Here is a 19326-nt window from a genome sequence, read left to right as displayed (position 1 = left end):
GCTGCTACTTGTCGTCGGCGCCACTCAGTGGCTTGTGCAGCAATGGTTTGCCAACAAAATATCTGACGTTGCGGTTACCGCTGCGGTTGGGTGGGCGGTTACCCGCCGACAATGCCCGCACTGCAAATCACTCATTGACCGCGAGGCTACCGTGTGCCCGCGATGCGCCCGAGACGTCGACCCGCTACCCCTGGACCAAAGCCAGGACGCCGCCGGGCAAGGCACTCCGGCCTCGCCCGGGAGGCCCCGCCCGCCTGTGAACGCCATGGGTGTAACGCGGAAAGACTAGTCCGCGCCCTTTTCCCGCCGCTCGGTGTGCCCGGCCCTCAGGTATTCCTCATCGATGGTGCCGACGAACCGCAGGTACCGGCGCAGCTCCGCCCGATCCGTCACGCCGTCGACATCGCGGGCATAGGTGATGATGGCGCTGGTCGGGATCGGCCCTGGCGCCATGCCGACGGGCCTATCCCGGGTTACCAGCCGGAAACACACGACATACCGGGCCAGGGCAGGGCTGACGGGGGGTGGGATGCAGATCGGCGGCGGGTCCTCCCCGTCCTCGATGTGCATCATGCCGATGCTCTCGGCGTCCTTCCCCCAGCCGAACTGCCACGTAGCCCAGGCCCTCAGTTTTTTTCCGCTGCCGCTTCCTTGCCGGCGCGGAAATTTTCGTCGTTCAGACTGGCCTGAAGCAGGCGCGTGGCCAGCGGCTTGAGCGCCGGGCGGGCCAGGATCTTCGCCACCTCGGCGACGTCGGTCGGCAGCGGCTTGCCGTCGACCTTCCAGGGTCCCACCCACTCAACCACCAAGCCTTCGGCGATCCAGCGCGCGTTCAGCTTGGCCCGGATGCCGTCCGGGATCTCGCGGAAGCTGCTGTACGGCTCCCACAGCCGCTCCCGCACCTTCTGGGCCTTGTCGCTGCCTGCGGCCCGCAGCTTCACGCCGCAGTCCTCGGACAGCATGAGGGTGAAACCGTCCTCGTAGGCCGCGCCGACGGCGAAGTCGTTCAAATCCATGCTCAGGTCCTTTCGTCAGGGGGTGCCAGAGATCGTCAGGGAGTGGGGCGGCGGCGCCCTGACACGCACACCGCCCCGGCCCGCGCGCGGGCGTTCACTGCAGCCGTCAGGCCGCGAAGCGGTCGATAGCCATCGTGTGGCCGAGATCGGGGTCGGGCTCGGCCATGAACTCGAACGTCGCCATGACGGGCTGGTTGGGGCCGCCGCGCTGCTTCGTCACAGCCCCCAGAACCACCTTGGGCAGATGGACGATGTACGTGTTCCCCTCGCTGTCGGTGACCCGGTAGTAGGCCATGATCTGCGTTTCGGCCTTGTACAGGTCGTAGGCGTCGAAATCGGCGAAGTAGATCTCGATCTGGCCGGACGCGCTGAACGACCCGGGGCGGACGCCCACCGCGCTCGCACCGCCGAGGGCGTAGTCGGCGCCGGCACCCTCACGTGTGATCGTGGTCGTCACGCTGTTGACCTTGGCGCTCGTCAGCGAGCCCAGGGCGATGGCCTGCATGTGCCCGACCGTGTTCATCACACGAGCAGTCGGCGCGGCGCCCATGGTGGCGACCACGGAAGCGGCTTTGTCCTCCGCCTTGGCCGCGAAATCGACGGTGCCGCTGAAGAACTGTCCGCGCTGCGCGTTGATCTGCCCGCCGGTGGCGATGCAGCCCGTGTACATGAAGCCCAGGCTGGACGAATACCGTTCCTGGATGGCCAGGGAGTTGACTGTCGTGCCGTTGACCAGGCGCGAGCCGACCATCGTCACAGTGTCCCCGGCAGCCTCGGCGGCGCCCGGTGCCGGACTCACACCCAGGGCATTGGCGGCCACGCTGGTAACCCGGAAGAACCCGTTGTTCGTGGTCGTCGTGAAGCCGGCGACCTTGATCCACTGCCCGACGCTGATGTTCTCGCCGGTGAAGTCGGTGGTCGTGCTGGTGAACTGGCTGCCGCTGTCATCGGCCGCGATGTCGGTGGCGCTGACCGCAACCGCCGTGCTCCAATCGCCCGTGAACAGCGTCGGCCAGACCAGATCCTGGTTGCCGTAGCTGACGCCGAACTGAATGCCGCCCGACGCGGCGATGTCCTGCAGCACGCTCGCCGACACCTGCATGTCGTTGCGGATCTCGCCGGGGCGGGTCCGGTTCGCGCGCTCCCCCAGGCCGATGGACTGCACCCGCATCCCGTTGTAGGTGCCGCTGGTCGGGGCGGTGCCCCACGTCGTTTCCCGCTGGATTCCGATCTGCAGGTCGTTGGTCTGCGCACCGGCAAAGTAGGCGCTGGTCGCCATGGCCCTTGGCCTCCTTCCAAAGAAAAAGGCCCACCGCTGGCGAGCCTATTGTGGTCCGTCTGTGGCCGATCAGATCAGCCGATGGTGTGGAACTGGTAGGTGAGTCCAAACGAAACGCCGTACCACGGGCGTCCTTGAACCGTGCGCGCGCCCTCCTGGCTGGCGAGCCTCCGCCAGATCGTCAGCCCAAGCGGCGCGTCCCAGCGCAGGAACAGATCCCCCAGGGCGTCGGCCAGTTGCCGGGCCACTGCGTCCCCAGTGTTCGCCGGCACGAAGACGTGGCACATGAACGCCCCGGCCTCATCCCAGAGCGGGTTGCTCGCGTCGCCGATGGCGCCGCGCTGCACGTCGGCGCCCGGGAACGCGACCTCGACGAACGGTCGCCCGCCCGGGTCGAAATCGGCGTTGGGCCGGCGAACCGGCGTCAGGGTCCAGGCCGCATCAAGCTGGGCCAGAACCAGGGCGGAGACCGCCGCGCTGCTCATCGCTTTTGCCTCCGCCGAATGATCAAAGCCGGGTACCGATAGTCGGATTGCGTGGCCAGGTGTCCCGGGGCCGCCGCGCCATCCACCACGCCTTGATAGTTGAACTCCACGTCCGCCGTGGTCCGGGCCTGGACGATGGCCTGTGCAGCCTCGTAGACGCCGTTCGGGGCCTGATCCGACAGGCCGGACGCCCCGTGCGGCCCCTCGATCAACCGCGCGTAAGGCTGCGTGTTGGTGAGCACCACCACGTCGGCCGGCTTCAGTGCCACCGGCCAGGACGCAGCCGCGCCATTGACGAGCACCACGTGGCTCTCCCTGTAGGCCCCGGATCGCACCGGGGACAGCTCCCGCAGGGTTTCCAGCGCGAACGTCACCGCCTCGGCATGGCTGGCATAGACGCGCTCGATGACGTCGCCGGTCTGGCGGATTTCACCCTCAGTCTCGCCCTGGCCCATCTGCTGGTCGGCGGCGGCAAACCGCCCGGTGGCGTAGTCTCGCGCGCGACCGGCATGGCCGCCAACAGCACGCTGCCCCGCCGCCCGGATGCTTGCCGCGATGCTCACGACGCCACCGGCTTGACCTCGAACCCGGTGTCGGTCAACTCGACCCGGCTCCCGTCGGCGAACTCCATCGCCTTGACCGGCCGCAAGTCCCCGCCGTGCCCCGGATGCGGGACACGCCAACACGGGTTCGCTTTCAGGTCCACGCAAAACGCATCGATGTCCAGGGTCGCGGTTGTCGTGGGGCCGAGAGTGATCAACTCGCCACTCCGATCACCCACGCCGCCACGCTGGCGCCCGCGTAGATCGTCCGCACGCCGGTCACCTGCCGGTCACGGGTTTCCGCTCCGACCCGCACCAGATCGCTGGTGGTCGGTGGCACGGCGCCCGGCGTCGCGCGGATCACAAACCGCTGATCGGACGTCGCGATGCCCCCGGCGATTTCCTCCGCCGTCCATTCGGCTGGCGCCGCGTAGGCCGTCCGGGTCTCGACCGCCGGCGCCGTCACGGTCACCGCCGCACCCTCGGCCACCGGAGCGGCCAGGGGCGGGGTGATCGGCACCGCGGCGAACACCCAGGACTGCCCGGCCAGGATCAGCGCCACGTCCGCCGTCGCCGTGTAGCTCGCGCCGCCGATGATCAGCACGTCACCGGCCCGGATCCGGCCCGACGTCCACCCGCTGGCAACCAGGGTGATCGCCAATGCGCCCGCGCCCGCTGCCCGCGCGGTCAGCGTGATCGTGTCAGGGACCGGGTCATACGGGCTGCCGCCTCCCCCAGCCCCCGGCGTGCGCAGGGTCAGCGTCACGCCCCACGTCAGGCGTAGCGACCAGCGCGTCGCCTGCGGATCATTGGGCAGCGGCTCGACGGCCTGGATCGTCCAGGTCTCCGCCCCGATCGTGATCGTCTGTCCGGCGACCGGCGTCGCGTCGGCCCGCAGGATGTGCACCGACAGGTCCTCGACCACCAGCCGGACATCGCCGACGGTCACTTCCCGACCGCCTCCGACGCGCTTTGCGTAGAGGCTGATCGGTTCGCCGCCGGATTCCGTGATCAGCGCGGCGCCGTCCTCGGTCAGGAGGATAAAGCCATCCTCTGTCGCCAGGGCGTCACCACCCGCCGTCGTCAGGGTCGCAGGCTCGCCCATCTGGCGCATCAGGGCGGCCATTGGAAACGACGGCAGCATGGCGGCCTCCTGCGTGCGCACGGGCGGGCGGCCCGAAAGCCGCCCGCTTGTCTCAGCCTTAGGTGCGTCGCGCCCGATGCAGGGCCTGCGGCATGGTGCAGACCGGCAGCGGGTAGCTGTACATCTCCACATCCACCCAGGCGTTGCGGTCGCGGTCCTGGACGACGGCGGAATACAGTTCCTGCCCGAGCTGGTTCACGAAGTCGAAGGACTCGCCCGGAGACAGCGCCCACTGAAAGATGCCGGAGCCGACCGGGAAGAACTTCGCCTTGTCGGTGTTGACGGCGACGGTGGTGCCGTCGTCGGTGCCCCGGTAGTTCACCCAGGTGATCCCGCCGTAGGAAAAGCTCTCGTAGGCGTTCCCCTGGCGAAGATCGGCGGCCATCTGGGTGTTCAGGTACGTCTCGCGCACCTCCTTGTGCCCGGTCAGATCGTCCCAGAAGGCGTCACCGCAGATGGCGGCGATCCGAACGCCGTTGCCGCCCAGGCCCCACAGGCCCTGGAGGATCGACCGCACCACGGCGTTGCACTTCTTGCGAACGGCCCCGCTGGCAGGCGATGCGTTGTCCAGGTCGAAATCAACTTCCGTCGGGATGGTCTGGTCGAACTCCGTCGCCCAATCGTACAGGGTCGACCCGTCCGCATCGACCGCGAGCCCCTGCACCAGCCCGAGCAGCATGTTCTCGAAGGTAAGTTCGAAGTCGCGCCGGATCAGCAACTGACGACGCGCAACCTCGACCTGAACCTGCGCCAGTTCCGTTTCGGAGCCGAAGGCCCGAATGCCCTGGATCTCACGGGCGTGGATGCGGGACGCCTGCGCCAGCCGCACCGTCTCGAACCCGCGCGCCTTGCGCTTTTCGCCGACCTTACGGGACGGGGCCTCACCGCGTTCGCTGGTCTGGATCAGCGCGGGAGCGTTTTCGCGCTCCTCGATGAAGATGGCTTCCGTCCGAACCGGGGCCGGCACGTAGAGCCCGGGCATATTGCGCAGGAAGCCGGGCACGTAGCCCAGTTTGTCCAGGGATCCGGACAGCGACGTCATCTTGAACGCGTCGCTGGCGAAAATGTCCATGGTCGCCATGGCTCATGTCCTCCTGAGTGGCCCGGCGATCAGCGGGCGATGATGGTGAGAGCCGCCAGATCGGCGAGCCCGGCCGTTTTGGCCGCAGCATCCTGAGAGGCGCCCCAGACAAGGCCGTCGGTCGCGACTTCGGCCATGCGGACAATGGCAACACCCGTCGCATCGGCGCCGGACGCGTCGACGGCGCCGTACAGCACACCGGCCGCCATCTGCGTGCCGTCCGTCGCGGCGTTGTCATACGCAGCGTACTTGCCGGACGCGGTGATCTTGCCGATCACGGCCCCGGCCTTCAGGGTCTGGCCCGACACAATGGTGACGGCCTCGCGGCTGATGTGGCCGTTGCCTTCCGACGCGACGAACCCGCCGTCGTGCAGGTCTTCGGTAAGCGTGGTCATGGTCGCGGCTCCTTACGCGGCGGTGCCGGCGAAGCCGGCGAGCTTGTTGGCCCGGGCGATGGCATCGGCGTGCGCCTGGCCGGGCGCGGCGCCACCAGCGGACTGTGCAGCCTTCCCGGCAGCCGCTTCCGGCGTCAGCGTGTTGACGATGGCCGTGGCCTCGCTATCAGCGGCGAGGCGGTTCCACAGCGCCTTGCGCGCGGCCTCGGGCGAGGTGCCGGCGGCCAGGAACTCGCGCTCCAGCGCCTGGGCATCCAGCGACGGGTTCAGGCGCTTGGCCGTGGCGCAGATCGTCTTGATCTCGCCGGTCGCGTCGAGCTTCGCCTTAACGTCGTCCGTGGTTAGGCCGGCCGCGATGAACCCATCGGCCAGGGACGGCGCACCGGACTCGGCGCACATCTTGGCGATGGCGGAGCACCGCTCGCGCTCAGCGGCGAGGGGATCCGGACCGGTATTGGTGGGGTTGGTCGTGCCGGCGTCGGTCGTGCCCGCCGGCTGCTTGTCCTTCTCCGACATGGCTTTTCCTTTCGTGTCGGGTTTGGAAGGGGCGGCGGGCTGCGCCGCCAGGGGGTCACGCGACGGCCAGCGGCTGGCCGAGGCCATCGCGGTAATACGCTCGGGGGCCCGGGCGTACCGATGCCAGCCGCCGAACGCGACCGGCTCAGATGCTTCGTTGTTGTCGTTGGTGGCGCCGTCGGCGCGGTCGGCGAAACCCTGCGCCACGGCCTCATCGGGCCCGAGCCAGACCTCGCGCTTCATCAGCGCGCGCATCTCGGTCACGGTCTTGCCGGTCTTGTTGGCGTAGATCTGGGCATAGGCATCGCCCAGAGCGTCCAGGGCCTCGGCCGTCTGCCGATGCTCGTCCGCCGTGCCCCAGGTAAACCCACTGGGGTCATGGATCATCAAGATCGCGCCGGGCCGCATCACCACCGTGTCGCCGGCCATGGCCAGCAGGGACGCAGCCGACGCGGCCCATCCCTCGATGATGACCTCGACAGTGCCGTGATGAGTGGCGAGGGCGGAATGGATGGCGGCGCCCTCGGTCGCGAGGCCGCCGCCGCTGTTCAGCCGCACGCGCACATCCGTCTCGCGCCCCACCCGCGCCAGGGCTGCCAAGACGTCGCCGAAGGTGAAGCAATCCTCGTCCCACCAGATCATGCCGACCGTCCCGGTCAGCACGATCTCGTTGCCGTTCACGGTGCAGGCCATCAGGCGTTCTCCGTCTGCTCAGTCGTCTTGGTCGGATCGGTCAGGGCGCGGCGCCCGTCGCTGTCGTAGGACAGGCCCGCCGCGTCCGCGCGGGCGTTGTCGGCCGCCTGCTCGGCGTCGATCTGCTCGGCGTCGTACCCCTGTTCGGAGACCACTTCCGCGCGGCTCTTGAAGCCGCTGCGCACCGCCATTTGCTGGGACTGCACGTCCTGCACCGGGTGGATGTAGCTCCACCCCTGCGGCACCCACTTGACGCGCAAAAGGTCGCGCTCGGCCATGCGGCGCGGCGGGCGGATGACACCGGACAACACGCCCGCCGCCATCCAGCGGCGATGTGTCGGGCGGCACATCTGATAGACCGCGTTGTGGTGCTGCCACATCTGGCAGCGGCGGCGAAACTCGTTGACCGCCGCCCGGAATGTGCGGTCGTTGACCTGGCTGTAATCACCGGTCACTTGCTCGTACAGGGCGCCCGCCGCCGAGGCGACAAGGCGTTTTTGAGCGCGCAAAAAAGCCTCGTAGTTGCCGCCCACGTCCACCGGATTGGTGAACTCGACGTCTTCGCCCGGATCCAGCTCCTGCATGGTGCCGGGCTCCATTGAGACGTGCCCGACGCCATCATCAACTTCGGCGTCCGCCGTGCCCCAGGCTTCCGCCAGTTCGTCCGCCGACATGCCCTCGGGGACCGGCCGGCGCCGGAAGCCGACGAACATCGCCGCAATCTTCTTGCGCATCAGTTCGGCGTCGTCGTACTGCGCCAACTCGTTCAGCTTCACCAGGGCGCGGGTCAGCCACGGCTCGCCCCGCACCTGCCCGGGACGGCGGACGGCCATCAGGTGGAACACCTCGCTCGCCGGAACGCGCGCCGGCAGGCCGGCTTGAATGCGCGGGTTCGTGCCGTCATAGGGATGCTCGCGGTACATCCAGTAGGCCGCGCGCTGGCCGAACGGCGTAAACTCGACACCTGAGACGATGCTGTTGCCGCCGTTCATCTCCGATTTCTCAGCCGGACAGAACTCGCCTTCCAGCACCTGGATTTGTAGCGGTACCGTCAGGCTGTCCTCGGCCCGACGCAGGCGGAACCGGCCGAAGCTATCGCCCCCCTCGATCATCGACCGCACGGCCAAAGCCTGAAGGCCGTAGAAGTCCAATTGCCCGGCCGGGTCGGCTTCGTCCGTCCAGTCCAGCCACATTGTGGCCAGTTCGGCGTTCAGACCGGCGTCCGGCGTGGCGAACTGCGGCTTGATGCCGGTTCCGATGATGTTGGTCACAGCGGTATCGACGGCGGAATCGGCCAGGGCGTCGTTGCGGACCGCATCGCGCGCCCGGTTGCGCAGCGTCGGCAAGTTGGCCGCCGGGATGTTCGGGCCGCCGTTCACCGCCCCCCAGACACGAGAACGCCGCCCGGTTGAGGCGGCGTCGTAGCGAGCGGTGAAGGCGCGGACTGCGGCCCTCGCGCGGCGGATGAAGCTCAAAGCCCGGACCCTCCGTACAGGCGCACCGTGCGCACCCGTTTCACCGACTGGAGGCGACCGATCTCGGCCTCAATCTCTCGGATGATCGCGTCCTGCCCGCTGATTCGGTACGACACCGACGATCCGTCGGCGTAACTCATCTGCGAGACCAGGGACCTCCGGATGGTCCGCGCCTCGGCAAGCTGCGCCTGCAATTCTTCCAGCGTGGCCATCGGCTCACCCCATCCAGTTCGAGCGCGCCACGCGACGCGGCTTGCGCTTCGGCTTCTCAACCGGCTTGGCCTCGATCACCGGTTCTTTCTCAGCCTCCAGGCGTTGGGCTTCCGGCGTGCCGATGCGCACCACCTGCACATCGTCAATCGCGCCGACCTTCAGCGCCTCGCGGTCCAGGTCCTTCCGGTCGGTCACAATCAACCCCCAGAGCGCGGCATAGGCGTACACCCGGCAATCCAGCGCCTCGTGCGCCATGCCCTTTTTCGGCTCCCAGATCCGGTACGTCCGGCCGTTGCGCTTCCGCAGTGCCAGCCGCTCGCTGGTCAGCTGCGTGAAGTAGCCAGCGTCCCTTTCGGCCGGGAAGTGCATGTATCCAGGTCCGGGCGTCTCGATCGCCAGGCAGTCCGAGATCCGGTCCTTGGCGGCGTTCGTCCCGATGATGACGGGCCGGTAATCCTTGCTGCGCTTCTTCGACGTCCGCGCCGTCGGCCACACCGGGGCCCGCTGGCCGCTGGTCTCCGAGGCGCCCTTGATCGCCCAAATTCGACGGGGCAGCTTCCCGCGGCAGAAATTGTAGACGGCCTGGGTGTTCCAGCCGCCCGTGTCGATGCAGCACGCCGCAATCGTGAACGGGCGGCCATCGGCCCGGAGCCGTGGGCGTAGCAGATACTCGTCGAGCCGCTGCCACACCTCCGGCTGGTTCGGGTCGCCCTCAATGACGTGGAACTCGACCGACCACGATTCCTCGCTGCGCCCCCAGCCGACCGTTTCCACCTCCAGCCGGTCGGGCTGCGTGTCCACACCTGACGTCAGCAGCGCCACCCCGGCTGGCACCTCGCCGGGCCAGACCTCGCGTCGCTCCATCAGCGCATGAGGTTTGATGTCGCGCCCGACCCGGGGCCGGTAGGGCAGCCCGAGCTGCGTGTTCCACCACGTCTGCTTGGCGTCGTCGTCGCCCTGGGCGTCGAGCCACTTCTTGGCAATGTCCTGCGGCCGGTCCTTTGACCATGGCGAATACAACTTGCTGGCCTGGAACCCGGCGTGCTCGTTGTCTACGGTCCAAGCGCCACAGTCTGGACACCGCGCCCGATGGACGGCCCACCGGTCGCCTTCCCACCAGGCCCAGACCGCGCCAACCGGGTCGGCAGCACCGTCGCGCCATGCCCGGGCGTAATCGTCCAATGGGCTGTGCCGTCGACCACAACACTCGAACGGCCGCGTCTGGTGCCAGCGCGTCGTTTGCAGAGCGTGCAGGCGGTCGCCTTCCGACCACTCGCAGCCGCAGGACTCGCAGTAGATCCGCGCCGTCTTCGGCTGATGGTTCCCAGACTCGTCCTTCTCCCACTCGACGTGCTTGAAGAAGTCCAGGAACTGCCTGTGCCCGCAGTGTGGGCAAGCCACCGAGGCCCGGCGTTGGTCGCTGGCGGCGTAGCTCCGGGCAATACGGCTCTCGTCCTCGACCGTCGGCGAGCAGGCCCGGACCGACAGCCAGTTGGCGCCGAATGTCGCGGTGCGCTCTTCCCCGAGCGCGATCGGGTCCCCCTCCTTGGTGACGGGGTACTTGTCCACCTCGTCGAACAGCGTGATCCGCACCGGCCGCCGGGCGAGGTTGTCCGGGCTCCCCGCGCCGACCAGGGACAGGAAACCGCCCGGGAATGCCTTGTACAGCAGCGTGTCGTCCGAAGATCGGCTCTTGCCCGTCCCCACCAGCCCGCTCAGGGCCGGCGTCGCCTTCACCATCTTGTCGATGCGTTCCTTGCTGAACGCTTGGGCCGCATCCTCCTTGGGCTGGACCAGCAGCATCGGCGCCGGGTCCAGGTGCGCGAAGAAGCCGAAGATGTTCTCGATCAGCGCCGTCTTCATGAGCTGGGTGCAGCACATCGTCGTGATGACATGCACCCCAGGTTCCGTCACGGCCAGCATCGGCCCGCGTGCGACCTCCACCGTGTCGGTGTGCCAGCGGCCCGACAGGTTGCCGGCTTCCTTCGCCAGTCGTCGGTATTCGTCCGCCCAGGTCGGCACGCTGATCCGAGCCGGCGGGGCCCAGCCGCGCCACGCCGCTTGGCGCAGTCGTTCAGCTTTGGCCTTCTGCGTCTGCCCCTGTTTTTGCCAGGTCTTCGAGGTGCTTGTGGACATGGGCCGTCAGGACCTCGGTTGCCTTATCGGCCTCAACCCCCAATTCAGCCGCGGCCAAGGGCCCTACCCGCGACGGCCAGTTGAGCCAGGCGTCCCGCGCGGCCCGCGATGTGTCGATCAGGGTCCGCTCGGCCATCTCCAGGTTCACCAGCGACCCCGCCTTTTCCTGAAACTCCAAGGCTCGCAGGCCCGCCAGAGCGTTCGCCTTGACCCGATCAGCCTCCGCCTCGGTCTCGTACTCCCCATCCAGGAGCCGCTGCAGGAAGGCCGCGATCGTGGCGGCTGCGTCCTCGACACTCGGCGTCGAGGCGTCAACGGCCCTGTTCACACCCGGATTTACTTGGGAGGCCGCGCTCCTGAAGCGCCCCTTACGAGCGTCCCGCAGTTTGGCGTCAGTCGCCGCGACGTCGACTTTTCCGTCGCTCATGATGAGGTAGCCTTGGGCCTGCCACTTCTGAACGGCGGGCTTGGACACCCCGTGTCGGCGGGCAAATTCGGCCTTGGTCACCAGATCCATCGTGGCGCCCTTGCCGCAGTTAAGCCGCAGTTAACTGGATTTCGGACCCTATAGCTGCGGACACAACGCGACTGGATGTGCCGACCCGCGACGTATGCCCCCTCAGGGGCCCCGTCTGGCACGCTGCTTGCTAGGTCTCTACCACCCACCCGCGAGCACGTGGACGATGATCCCGGCCCGGACATCCAGCAGGCGGTCGAGATGCTCGTGGGCGGCCTGCCGGGCACTGTCGGCGCCCTCACCATCCCCGACAGCGGCATGAGCGTTGAACCTCTCCATCTCGGCGGTTAGCAACGCTTGCGCTGCGATCGCTTGCCTGGTGGCTTCCCTCGCAGGGACGGTCATAGTGCTCTCCTGATCCGGACGTGAAAAACCCCGCACGGCGGGGGCCGGCGGGGTCGCACACTGCTGCTATTCTAGTAAGAAACCATGCCTTATCGAGTGCAAGGAGTGCAAGCTATTTTGTGTCAAGCGGCTAAATTTTTCGACATGTTGTCCAATCGCTCGGCCAACACAGCAACGGAGCGATCCCGAGCGTTGAAAACGGTGCGCCGGCTGCACTTTGTGTGGCGGGCAATCAGATGCGCGGGCACACCCGATGCCAACAAGAAAGCCCGACGCAGATCGAGCGGACGCGGAAAGCCGACGGTCAGGCGAAACAGGGTGTCCATGCGTTCGATCGCTGCCGCCGACGGGGGGCCGGGTCGCACGGTCATGGCATCCCACCCACCCCGCGCCACAGCCGCAGCCCATCGCTCTGCCTGTTCGATCAGCACCGGCGGCCATGCCGACCGGTCACAAGACGCCAACCAGCCCCGTTCCCGATCCGGCAGACACTTAAGCGTGTCGGCCGCCTCGATCAACAGTTCCCAGGCGATTGTCTCTGGGCATGGATCAGACATCCCATGATCGCGGGCCAGCGATGCCCCGGCGGCCATCATGGCGGTGACATCCTGGGACGTGATCTCACGGCTCATCGCGCACCCCCGTCGGTCTCGGCGACCCAGAGGGCAATGGCGATGGCATCGGCCTCGTTGTCGTCCGAGGGGGCAAACCCGCGCCGGTCAACCTCGGCCTTTACTTTATCCTTGGAGGCGTTGCCCTTGCCGACGATATGGCGCTTCCAGGTGCCCACAGGCACACCCTGATAAGGGATGCGCCGTTCCTCGCACCAAGCGGTCAGGGTGGCCAGCAGGCCACCATAGACATGGGCGGCGTCGGTCGCGGCGTGGCGCCGGACTTCCTCGAAGTGGACAGCCGCCAGTTCTCCACCGACGCGGACGAGCACCTCGTCCAGCCAGTGACGGAAACGCAGATAACGCATGCCGCCACCGTCGAAGCGGCCGGTGTTGAACGGTTGGGTGCCGCTAGCGGCGACACGGCCATGGGCGGAAACAGCCCAGCCGGTCTTGGTGCCCAGGTCGAGGGCCAGAAAGGTGTCGGACATATCGGGGCTCGCTGCTGTGAGACGGGCCCCTGGCTTTGGCGGGAACGAGTGTGCCGTCACCCGAGTCGCGGGTCAAGCGCGAGTCGTGCCGGAACGGCCTGTCACCACTGTCACCACTGTCACCACTTGGTCCCCATCATTTGTGGATGGAAAAACACACGCCTACTTCAGGTAATCGACGCCCATGAAAGCTCTACCGATCCGCCGTATTTTTTCATCGCCCACCAGTTTTCACCATTTCAGTGGTGACAGTGGTGACAGTGGTGACAGCCTTGATATTGCAAAAGAAATTCTGTCATCACTTCTGTCACCACCTCGTGCGCGAAGTGGTGACAGGTGGTGACAAACGCGCCTCGGCCGCGGTGATCCAGCTGTGGTTGTCACCACCTCATCGTCATATGCAGCTGTCTGCTAGGCTGTCATCACTTCAAAAACGGTGGTGGTGACAATACCAGCCCTTTGAGGACAGGCAGGTTGAGGCACGCGCAAGGAAGCGCCTATCATGCCCACTCACTTTAAGGTGCGGAACATGGTGATCCTTGGCAGCATACTGCTCTCACACGAGGAAAGGAGGCCCCTGTGGACTTTCTTGACCTGATCTTGCGACTTCTTGGCCCGATCGCAATTCTAACGAGCGTATTAGTGTCTGCTCGCATGATCAGGCAGCAAATGCGCGCGAATTATAACTTGACTATTAGAAATAAAGCCTTGAACTACTCCCTTTACTCTAACGAACATCTACGTGATGCTAGAATGCAGGTAGAGGAAGTGTTTGGTTCAATGTTTTCTATTAAAGAAGCTATTCCAATGGGTGAGATTGAAAAGAAGATGGAAAGTCACCCAAAACTACACGTCTCAATTCTTACATTGCTGGCTCATTGGGAGAGCATGGCTCTAGCAATAGAATCCGATGTCGCAAGCGATGAAGTTTGCTTTGATATGGTGGCAAGCACGTTGATTCAACACGTTAAGATATTTAGAAATTTTATAGAACAAAGGAGAGAAAAAAACCCAAGAATATATTGTTATCTTATGACATTGCGTCGGAGGTGGGAAGAAAAATTAATAGAAACGCAAAGGGCCAGTCTTCCACCTATTATGACGGATTTCGCTATGTCGAATCCTATATTTCCGCGAAAGAAATGAGCGGCTGGCTTGAGTGGCTGTTTGGTTATCCCGGGTGCCGGTACCGCCACTCGCGCGGCCCCCCAAGAACCCGCTGCTGATACCGAGTCCAGCCCCGCGCCGTGAAGTAAGACCCCACGCGCATCTGTTCGGGTTTGCCCCACCGACCCGGCTCGATGCCCAGCGCTCCTTGTAAGATTTCGCCTACGGACACGTCCGTCAGCGGCTGGGCACGCGGCACTTCCTGGGTCTCCCACTGCTCGTAGGCGACCTGGACCCGTTCAACTTTATGGGTCAGCCAGCGGTCGATCTTCTCTTCCCAGGCGTCCGTGACGCGCTTCGCTTCCTGGGCGGCGCAGGCATCGGTGACCAGGTCCTGCTCGTCCAGCCACCAGGGTTCGCCGGCGGCGAAGCGGGCGGCGGCCTCGGCCCACAGCTGGTCGCGGTCCTGCGCGAGGCTGTCGAGGTCGATCGGGCCGGTCACGCCGGCTTTGACTGGCCAGAAGCGCCGGCCGCCGGTCTCGTCTTTCAACCACGTCTCGTGGTTCACGGTGCCGCACAGGACCGCCTGGCGGGGGACCTCGACGGTGTGCCGTCCGTAGGGCGGTCGGTAGCGGTCGGTGGTGCGGGTCAGGAACGCCTTGATGCGGCCGGTCTCGGCCTTGGACATGGCGTCCAGTTCGGCCATCTCGACCACCCACGCGCCCTGCATCTGGATCGCGGCGTCCTTCGACCCTACCTCGGCCAGTTCGTCGGTGAACCACGCAGCGCCGCACAGCGTCTTGAAGGCGGTCGACTTCTTCAGGCCCTGCGGGCCCTCCAGCACCAACATGTGGTCGGCCTTGCAGCCGGGCCGCCGAATGCGGGCCACGGCGGAGATCATCCAGCGTGCGGCGAACGCGCGGGTCAGGCGGGTATCCTGGGCTCCGACATAGGTGGACAGCCAGTTGTCCAGGCGCGGCGTGCCGTCCCAGGCCAGGCTGTCGAGGTAGTCGCGCACGGGGTGCACGGCGCGGCCGCGAGCGTAAGCGTTGACAGCGCGGGCGGTGACGATCGGCGTCACGTTGATATCCCGCCGCTGCAGCCAGACGGCCATGTGGATGTCGTCGGCGTCGGCCCACTGCCGGGGGAACTCTTCGTCATGCCCGGACCACGGCAGCGACCTGTGGACCAGGATCTTCTCGGCGAAGGCATCGAAGAACAGGGCCCCGCCGAACGCAGGATCGTGCTCCAGCGCGACCATGACGTTGGCCTCGTTGCGCTCAGGCAGGCCGGTGGCGTCGACGCGGAGGCGATGCGCCCAGGTGCTGTTGATGCGCGCCGTGGTCTCGCCGGCGGAGGCGTTGAACCGACGGCGCATGGTGGTGACCTGCCGGCGCAACCCGCCCATGGACAGGCCCGTCGCGCCCTTGAGCGCGGTCAGGATGCCTTCCTCTTCCAGGCCTTCCAGCCGGGCGCGCACCATGCGGTCGACGATGGAGATGGCGCCGGGGAAATCGCCCTTGGTCAGGGCCGCCGCCTCGGCGGTCAGGGTGGTGCCGTCGTCCACCTGCACCGACGGTCCGGCCGCATCGGACGTCTTCGGTGCGTAGTCGTCCGCCGTGGCACCGTGGCGCAGATCGTCGTTGAAGTCGTCGCCGTGCAGCGGCGAGACGATGGTGTGGCCGATCCCGGCATCGTTCAGCCGCGCGGCAAGGTCGGCCGCCGCCTTCTGTCCTGCCTCACCGGCGTCGGCAAAGATGGTGAGGCGCGTCACCCCGCCGGGCCACTGGAACCGCCGCACACCCTCCGCCGACAGGCCCGCCCAGGTGGGGAGGCCGAACAGCCGGTGCGCGGACAGGGCGGTCTCGATGCCTTCGGCGATGCCAAGGTGGCCATCCTCGGGAACCGGAAACAGGCGGACGTGCCCGCCGCCGGCCGGGCCCAGCATCTTCTTTCCCGGCGACGCCTTGCCGGCACCGTCGGGCCGCAGGAAGGTCCGATGGATGCCGCCGGTCGGCTGTCCGTCGCCATCGCGGATCACGCCGACCATGCCCGGCCAGCCGGTGCGGCTGGCCATGTCGGTCATGTCGGGCGTGAACAGCAGGTCGGGCGCCCCGGGATCAGTCAGCCCGCGTGCCTTCAGGTAGGCCTCGGCCAAGGTGCCGCCGAGCGGCTGGCAGCTCTCGACTACGCGCCGGGCGTCGGCCGTCTTGTCGCGGGCCGGTGGCGGCGGTGGCGCGGCCTTGCGTGGTTTGGGCGCGTCCGGCGTCAGCCCGGCCACCCGCGCGGCTTCGGTGTACAGGTCACCGTTGCAAAGGCCCGTCGCCCAGCCGATGAGCTCGATAGGGTCAGCACGATCGTCTGTGGCCCAATCGCGGCCGTACCCGGCCCAGCGCCCGGCCAGCCCGATTTCCGCCGACCCGTGACCGCGCGGTGCATCGCCGCCCAGGTTGGCAAGCCGCAGGGCGCGCCGGTCCGGGGTCAACCGGCCAGCCGGGAACAGCATCGGCACCCAGTCGTGGGCCGACGCCTGCAAGCGGTCCTTCACCTCACGCAGGTTGACGCGGGCAGGCGGGGGCGGTGCCGTGTCATTCAGGTCGATGGTCATGACAGCAGCACCAGCCCTTCCTCGGCGCGCGTGATGGCGGTGTACAGCCAGCGCCGGCGGTCGGCGTCGGACCGGCCAAGGCCGTCATCCCAGACGATGACGTTGCGCCAGCCGGAGCCCTGCGCCTTATGGCAGGTGATGGCGTAGCCGAAGACCATCTCCAGCGGCTTGACCTTGCGCAGCAGCTTCCAGTCGCGGCCGTTGCGGTCCTTGTCCATCTGGACGTGGTCGAGGAACGGGCCCTTGTAGACGGGCACCCATGCCTCGCCGTCCCTGTTGGGCGTGCCGACGACGGCGCCGTCCTCGGTGATCAGGCGGGCCTTGAAGATCAGCTCGGCGTCGTCGATCGCTTCGTCCAGCTCGAGGAACATGCCGTTGACCACGCCCATGTCCTTGCTGTTCTTCAGGCAGATGATCTTCTCGCCCGGGTCCGGCAGCAGGCTGGTGTGACCCGCGACCCGGCGGATGCCGTTGTTCAGCATGATGCGGGTGTCGTTGCGGCCGCAGATGACTTGGTCCGCATTCAGGCACATCTCCGGCGACAGGTCGCCGAAACGCATCTTGGCGACCAAGGGATCGTGCAGGCCCATGGGAATCGGCCGGCCCTGGCGGGCCCAAGTGGCGAGCCGGATCACCGCGCTTTCGGCCGCCTGCCGGTGCACCTCGGTCAGCATGACGTCGGGCGTGGCGTCGACGAACGCGCCTTCGCCCTTGATCGGCGGAAGCTGACCGGGATCGCCCAGCACCAGGATGGGCCGTTCGTAGGACAGCAGGTCCTTGGCCATGTCCCCGCCCACCATGGAGACTTCGTCGAGCACGATCAGCTTGGCGTGCGCGGCGGCGGAGTCTGGGTTCAGCCGAAACTGCGGGCGGCGCAATTCCTTGATGGCCTGCCGGCGGGCCTCGCACTGCGACTGCGCCTCCGTGCGCGCCCAGCCAACCAGCGCCAGGACCTCCCGCTCCATCTGCGCCAGCTCCTTCTCGGCCTCGGCGATCTCTTCTTCCGGCGCTTCCTGAACGGAGTAGATCAGGCTGTGGATGGTTTGTGCCGGCGTGCCCTTCCGGCGCAGCACCATGGCGGCCTTGCCGGTGAAGGTGGCCGTGACGACGTCCTCGGCGTCGTCGGCATCAAGCCCCAGGTCATCGAGCGCGAACTTCAACACCGTCGACTTGCCGGTGCCGGCGTAGCCGAACAGGCGGAACACCTGCTGTTCGTCGGTGCGGTGTTCGAACCACGCCTTGATCTGGCGGATCGCGGCTGCTTGGCTGTCGCTGGGGGTGATTGTCATGCCACGCCCCCGATCGCATCGAACAAGCCGGCCTGCTGCCCCCAGCTGTCCCAGCCCGGCCGGCTTTCGCGGCTGAACAGGTCGGCGCGGGTGCCATCGGTCAGGGCCTCCAGGTCCCGGTAGATTTCCGCCGGCTTGCGGGAGTGTTCCCGGATCGGCGCCTGGATGCAGTTGCGCACGCTGTGTGACAGGACGCGGACGCGCCCCACGGTGCCGATCAGGTACGGCTCGGCCGCGCTGCGCAGGATGTAACCGGTGCCGAAAGCCTGCTTGTCGCCCCGCTTCGACTGCTTGGCCCACACCCCCATCGTCTTGAACGTGAACCCCCAGGCGGCCATGACCTCGAGCGCCTGCGGCAGCATCGGCGCCGTCGCCCACAGGCACAGCAGGCAGTCCCCGGCCGCCAGCTGGCCCACGGGCAGGGCCTTGATGGCGTTCAGGTCCATGCAGGTGTAGTGCGCCTGCGGGCTCCTTGCCGCTCCCGTGCGCTCGCTGTAGAGGGCGAAACGCCACGGCGGATCGGCGACGATGCAGCGGTAGGTCAGTGGGCGCAGGGGATCGAATGGCCAGGTGCTCATGACGGGCGGCTCCAGCAGCGGTCCTGCCAGGCGCACGGCGGATGCCAGTGGTCGTCGTCGTGACCGCCGGCGCACACCTTGGCGCGGCGATCACCGGCGGCTCGGGGCAGGACCTCCTGGTGATCGCAGGCGCGCACGATGTGGACGGCGCGGTCGCTCATCTGCTGCGCCAGGGGCGGGTCGGCCGGCACCAGTTCGGCGTACAACTCCCAGGTGTCTCGGTTCAGGGCGGTGAACAGGGCCGGATTGGGCAGGTCCATGTACGCCTGATAGATCGCCATCTGGGCGGCATAGATCGGCTTGCTGCGCACCACGCCTTTCTTCACCGTCGCCTGCCAGGACGCGCTTCCCAGTACCTTGTTTTCCCACAGGGCGGGCACGGCCATGGAGATGGGCGCGCGCAGGACCACGCCGTCGATGTGACCCTTGAAGCGGCCGCCCAACTGGACGTAGCCGTACTGCCGGCCGTCGGCGCCGTGGGTGCGCAGGTCGAAGCCCGCGTCCTTCAGCCACGCGGCGACGATGTCCTCGCCCTTGTGTCCGGCCTCGAAGATGCGGAGCGTGCGCGGCTCGAAGTCACGGCCCTCGTCCTTCGGCACGGCCATGTAGTCGTACTGGATCTGGCGCAGACAGGTCCGTCCGATACTCGACGCGCCGATGTACGTGCGCGGCACCTGGGCGCGCTGGCGCTGTGTCAGCATGAGGTCGACGGCACCGTTGACCTGGTCGCTCACGATGTTGAAGCGGCGCGGGTCGGTGTCGCAGGTGGCACCGGAGCCATGGTTGAGGTCGATCATGCCGGGCG

Annotated in this window: 22 protein-coding genes; 1 reads left to right on the top strand and 21 read right to left on the bottom strand. The window is 67.0% G+C overall.

The genetic code is table 11. The features are described from left to right. Positions 1 to 285: 285 nt before the first annotated feature. The 17 genes from GGD89_RS20685 to GGD89_RS16650 all read right to left on the bottom strand — a co-directional run bounded on the left by GGD89_RS20685 (position 286) and on the right by GGD89_RS16650 (position 12939). A complete protein-coding gene (locus tag GGD89_RS20685) occupies positions 286 to 570 on the bottom strand; it encodes a phage tail assembly chaperone (RefSeq protein WP_184047661.1) in 285 nt (94 codons plus the stop codon). A gap of 56 nt (positions 571 to 626) precedes the next feature. Then, entirely contained in the window at positions 627 to 1016 is a 390-nt protein-coding gene (locus tag GGD89_RS16725; protein ID WP_221238527.1) for a hypothetical protein, read from the bottom strand. Between the two features lie 106 nt (positions 1017 to 1122). After that, a complete protein-coding gene (locus tag GGD89_RS16720; protein WP_184047631.1) occupies positions 1123 to 2295 on the bottom strand; it encodes a phage tail tube protein in 1173 nt (390 codons plus the stop codon). A gap of 74 nt (positions 2296 to 2369) precedes the next feature. Continuing rightward, on the bottom strand, positions 2370 to 2780 hold the full coding sequence (locus GGD89_RS16715; protein WP_184047628.1) for a phage tail terminator-like protein: 411 nt from the start codon (positions 2778 to 2780) through the stop codon (positions 2370 to 2372). Then, the gene (locus tag GGD89_RS16710; protein WP_184047625.1) at positions 2777 to 3343 is read right to left on the bottom strand and encodes a hypothetical protein; all 567 of its coding nucleotides are present in this window, start codon (positions 3341 to 3343) and stop codon (positions 2777 to 2779) included. The genes GGD89_RS16715 and GGD89_RS16710 overlap by 4 nt, the downstream gene beginning before the upstream one ends. Next, complete coding sequence (locus GGD89_RS16705) at positions 3340 to 3540, bottom strand: hypothetical protein (RefSeq protein WP_184047622.1); 201 nt, start codon at positions 3538 to 3540, stop codon at positions 3340 to 3342. The genes GGD89_RS16710 and GGD89_RS16705 overlap by 4 nt, the downstream gene beginning before the upstream one ends. Beyond that, complete coding sequence (locus GGD89_RS16700; protein WP_184047619.1) at positions 3537 to 4466, bottom strand: hypothetical protein; 930 nt, start codon at positions 4464 to 4466, stop codon at positions 3537 to 3539. Before GGD89_RS16700 ends, GGD89_RS16705 begins: the two co-directional genes overlap by 4 nt. 58 nt (positions 4467 to 4524) lie before the next feature. Then, the gene (locus tag GGD89_RS16695) at positions 4525 to 5547 is read right to left on the bottom strand and encodes a major capsid protein (RefSeq protein WP_184047616.1); all 1023 of its coding nucleotides are present in this window, start codon (positions 5545 to 5547) and stop codon (positions 4525 to 4527) included. Positions 5548 to 5576: 29 nt separating this feature from the next. Then, positions 5577 to 5942, bottom strand: coding sequence for a head decoration protein (locus GGD89_RS16690; RefSeq protein WP_184047613.1), 366 nt, complete (start codon positions 5940 to 5942; stop codon positions 5577 to 5579). A 12-nt stretch (positions 5943 to 5954) separates the two neighbouring features. Further along, positions 5955 to 7151, bottom strand: a complete 1197-nt coding sequence (locus tag GGD89_RS16685; protein ID WP_184047610.1) for a head maturation protease, ClpP-related — start codon at positions 7149 to 7151, stop codon at positions 5955 to 5957. After that, complete coding sequence (locus GGD89_RS16680) at positions 7151 to 8626, bottom strand: phage portal protein (protein ID WP_184047607.1); 1476 nt, start codon at positions 8624 to 8626, stop codon at positions 7151 to 7153. The genes GGD89_RS16685 and GGD89_RS16680 overlap by 1 nt, the downstream gene beginning before the upstream one ends. Then, positions 8623 to 8838: a hypothetical protein gene (locus GGD89_RS16675; RefSeq protein ID WP_184047604.1), complete on the bottom strand. Its 216-nt coding sequence runs from the start codon at positions 8836 to 8838 to the stop codon at positions 8623 to 8625. Before GGD89_RS16675 ends, GGD89_RS16680 begins: the two co-directional genes overlap by 4 nt. A 4-nt stretch (positions 8839 to 8842) precedes the next feature. Continuing rightward, positions 8843 to 10975, bottom strand: a complete 2133-nt coding sequence (locus tag GGD89_RS16670) for a phage terminase large subunit family protein (protein WP_184047601.1) — start codon at positions 10973 to 10975, stop codon at positions 8843 to 8845. After that, entirely contained in the window at positions 10914 to 11492 is a 579-nt protein-coding gene (locus GGD89_RS16665) for a hypothetical protein (RefSeq protein WP_184047598.1), read from the bottom strand. The genes GGD89_RS16670 and GGD89_RS16665 overlap by 62 nt, the downstream gene beginning before the upstream one ends. Before the next feature lie 138 nt (positions 11493 to 11630). Further along, complete coding sequence (locus GGD89_RS16660) at positions 11631 to 11837, bottom strand: hypothetical protein (protein ID WP_184047595.1); 207 nt, start codon at positions 11835 to 11837, stop codon at positions 11631 to 11633. A 122-nt stretch (positions 11838 to 11959) separates the two neighbouring features. Continuing rightward, positions 11960 to 12469, bottom strand: a complete 510-nt coding sequence (locus GGD89_RS16655) for a hypothetical protein (protein ID WP_184047592.1) — start codon at positions 12467 to 12469, stop codon at positions 11960 to 11962. Further along, positions 12466 to 12939, bottom strand: a complete 474-nt coding sequence (locus GGD89_RS16650; protein WP_184047589.1) for a crossover junction endodeoxyribonuclease RuvC — start codon at positions 12937 to 12939, stop codon at positions 12466 to 12468. The genes GGD89_RS16655 and GGD89_RS16650 overlap by 4 nt, the downstream gene beginning before the upstream one ends. A gap of 579 nt (positions 12940 to 13518) precedes the next feature. On the opposite strand from GGD89_RS16650, the gene GGD89_RS16645 reads away from it, so the two are divergent. Then, positions 13519 to 14085 (top strand): DUF4760 domain-containing protein, encoded by a 567-nt coding sequence (locus GGD89_RS16645; protein ID WP_184047586.1) that lies wholly within the window; start codon positions 13519 to 13521, stop codon positions 14083 to 14085. 25 nt (positions 14086 to 14110) lie between these two features. On the opposite strand, the gene GGD89_RS16640 is transcribed toward GGD89_RS16645, so the two are convergent. From GGD89_RS16640 to GGD89_RS16625, 4 genes are read right to left on the bottom strand one after another with little or no spacing between them, the layout of a single operon-like run. Next, entirely contained in the window at positions 14111 to 16654 is a 2544-nt protein-coding gene (locus tag GGD89_RS16640; RefSeq protein ID WP_184047583.1) for a VapE domain-containing protein, read from the bottom strand. Next, the gene (locus GGD89_RS16635) at positions 16651 to 17943 is read right to left on the bottom strand and encodes an ATP-dependent DNA helicase (protein ID WP_184047580.1); all 1293 of its coding nucleotides are present in this window, start codon (positions 17941 to 17943) and stop codon (positions 16651 to 16653) included. Before GGD89_RS16635 ends, GGD89_RS16640 begins: the two co-directional genes overlap by 4 nt. Continuing rightward, positions 17940 to 18521, bottom strand: a complete 582-nt coding sequence (locus GGD89_RS16630) for an MT-A70 family methyltransferase (protein WP_184047577.1) — start codon at positions 18519 to 18521, stop codon at positions 17940 to 17942. The genes GGD89_RS16635 and GGD89_RS16630 overlap by 4 nt, the downstream gene beginning before the upstream one ends. Further along, positions 18518 to 19318 (bottom strand): hypothetical protein, encoded by an 801-nt coding sequence (locus tag GGD89_RS16625; protein WP_184047574.1) that lies wholly within the window; start codon positions 19316 to 19318, stop codon positions 18518 to 18520. The genes GGD89_RS16630 and GGD89_RS16625 overlap by 4 nt, the downstream gene beginning before the upstream one ends. Between the last annotated feature and the right edge of the window lie 8 nt (positions 19319 to 19326).

Source organism: Roseospira visakhapatnamensis (assembly GCF_014197915.1).
Taxonomy (GTDB): domain Bacteria; phylum Pseudomonadota; class Alphaproteobacteria; order Rhodospirillales; family Rhodospirillaceae; genus Rhodospira; species Rhodospira visakhapatnamensis.
The sequence above is the reverse complement of the archived record's forward strand: the minus strand, read 5'-3'. Positions and strand labels throughout refer to the sequence as shown.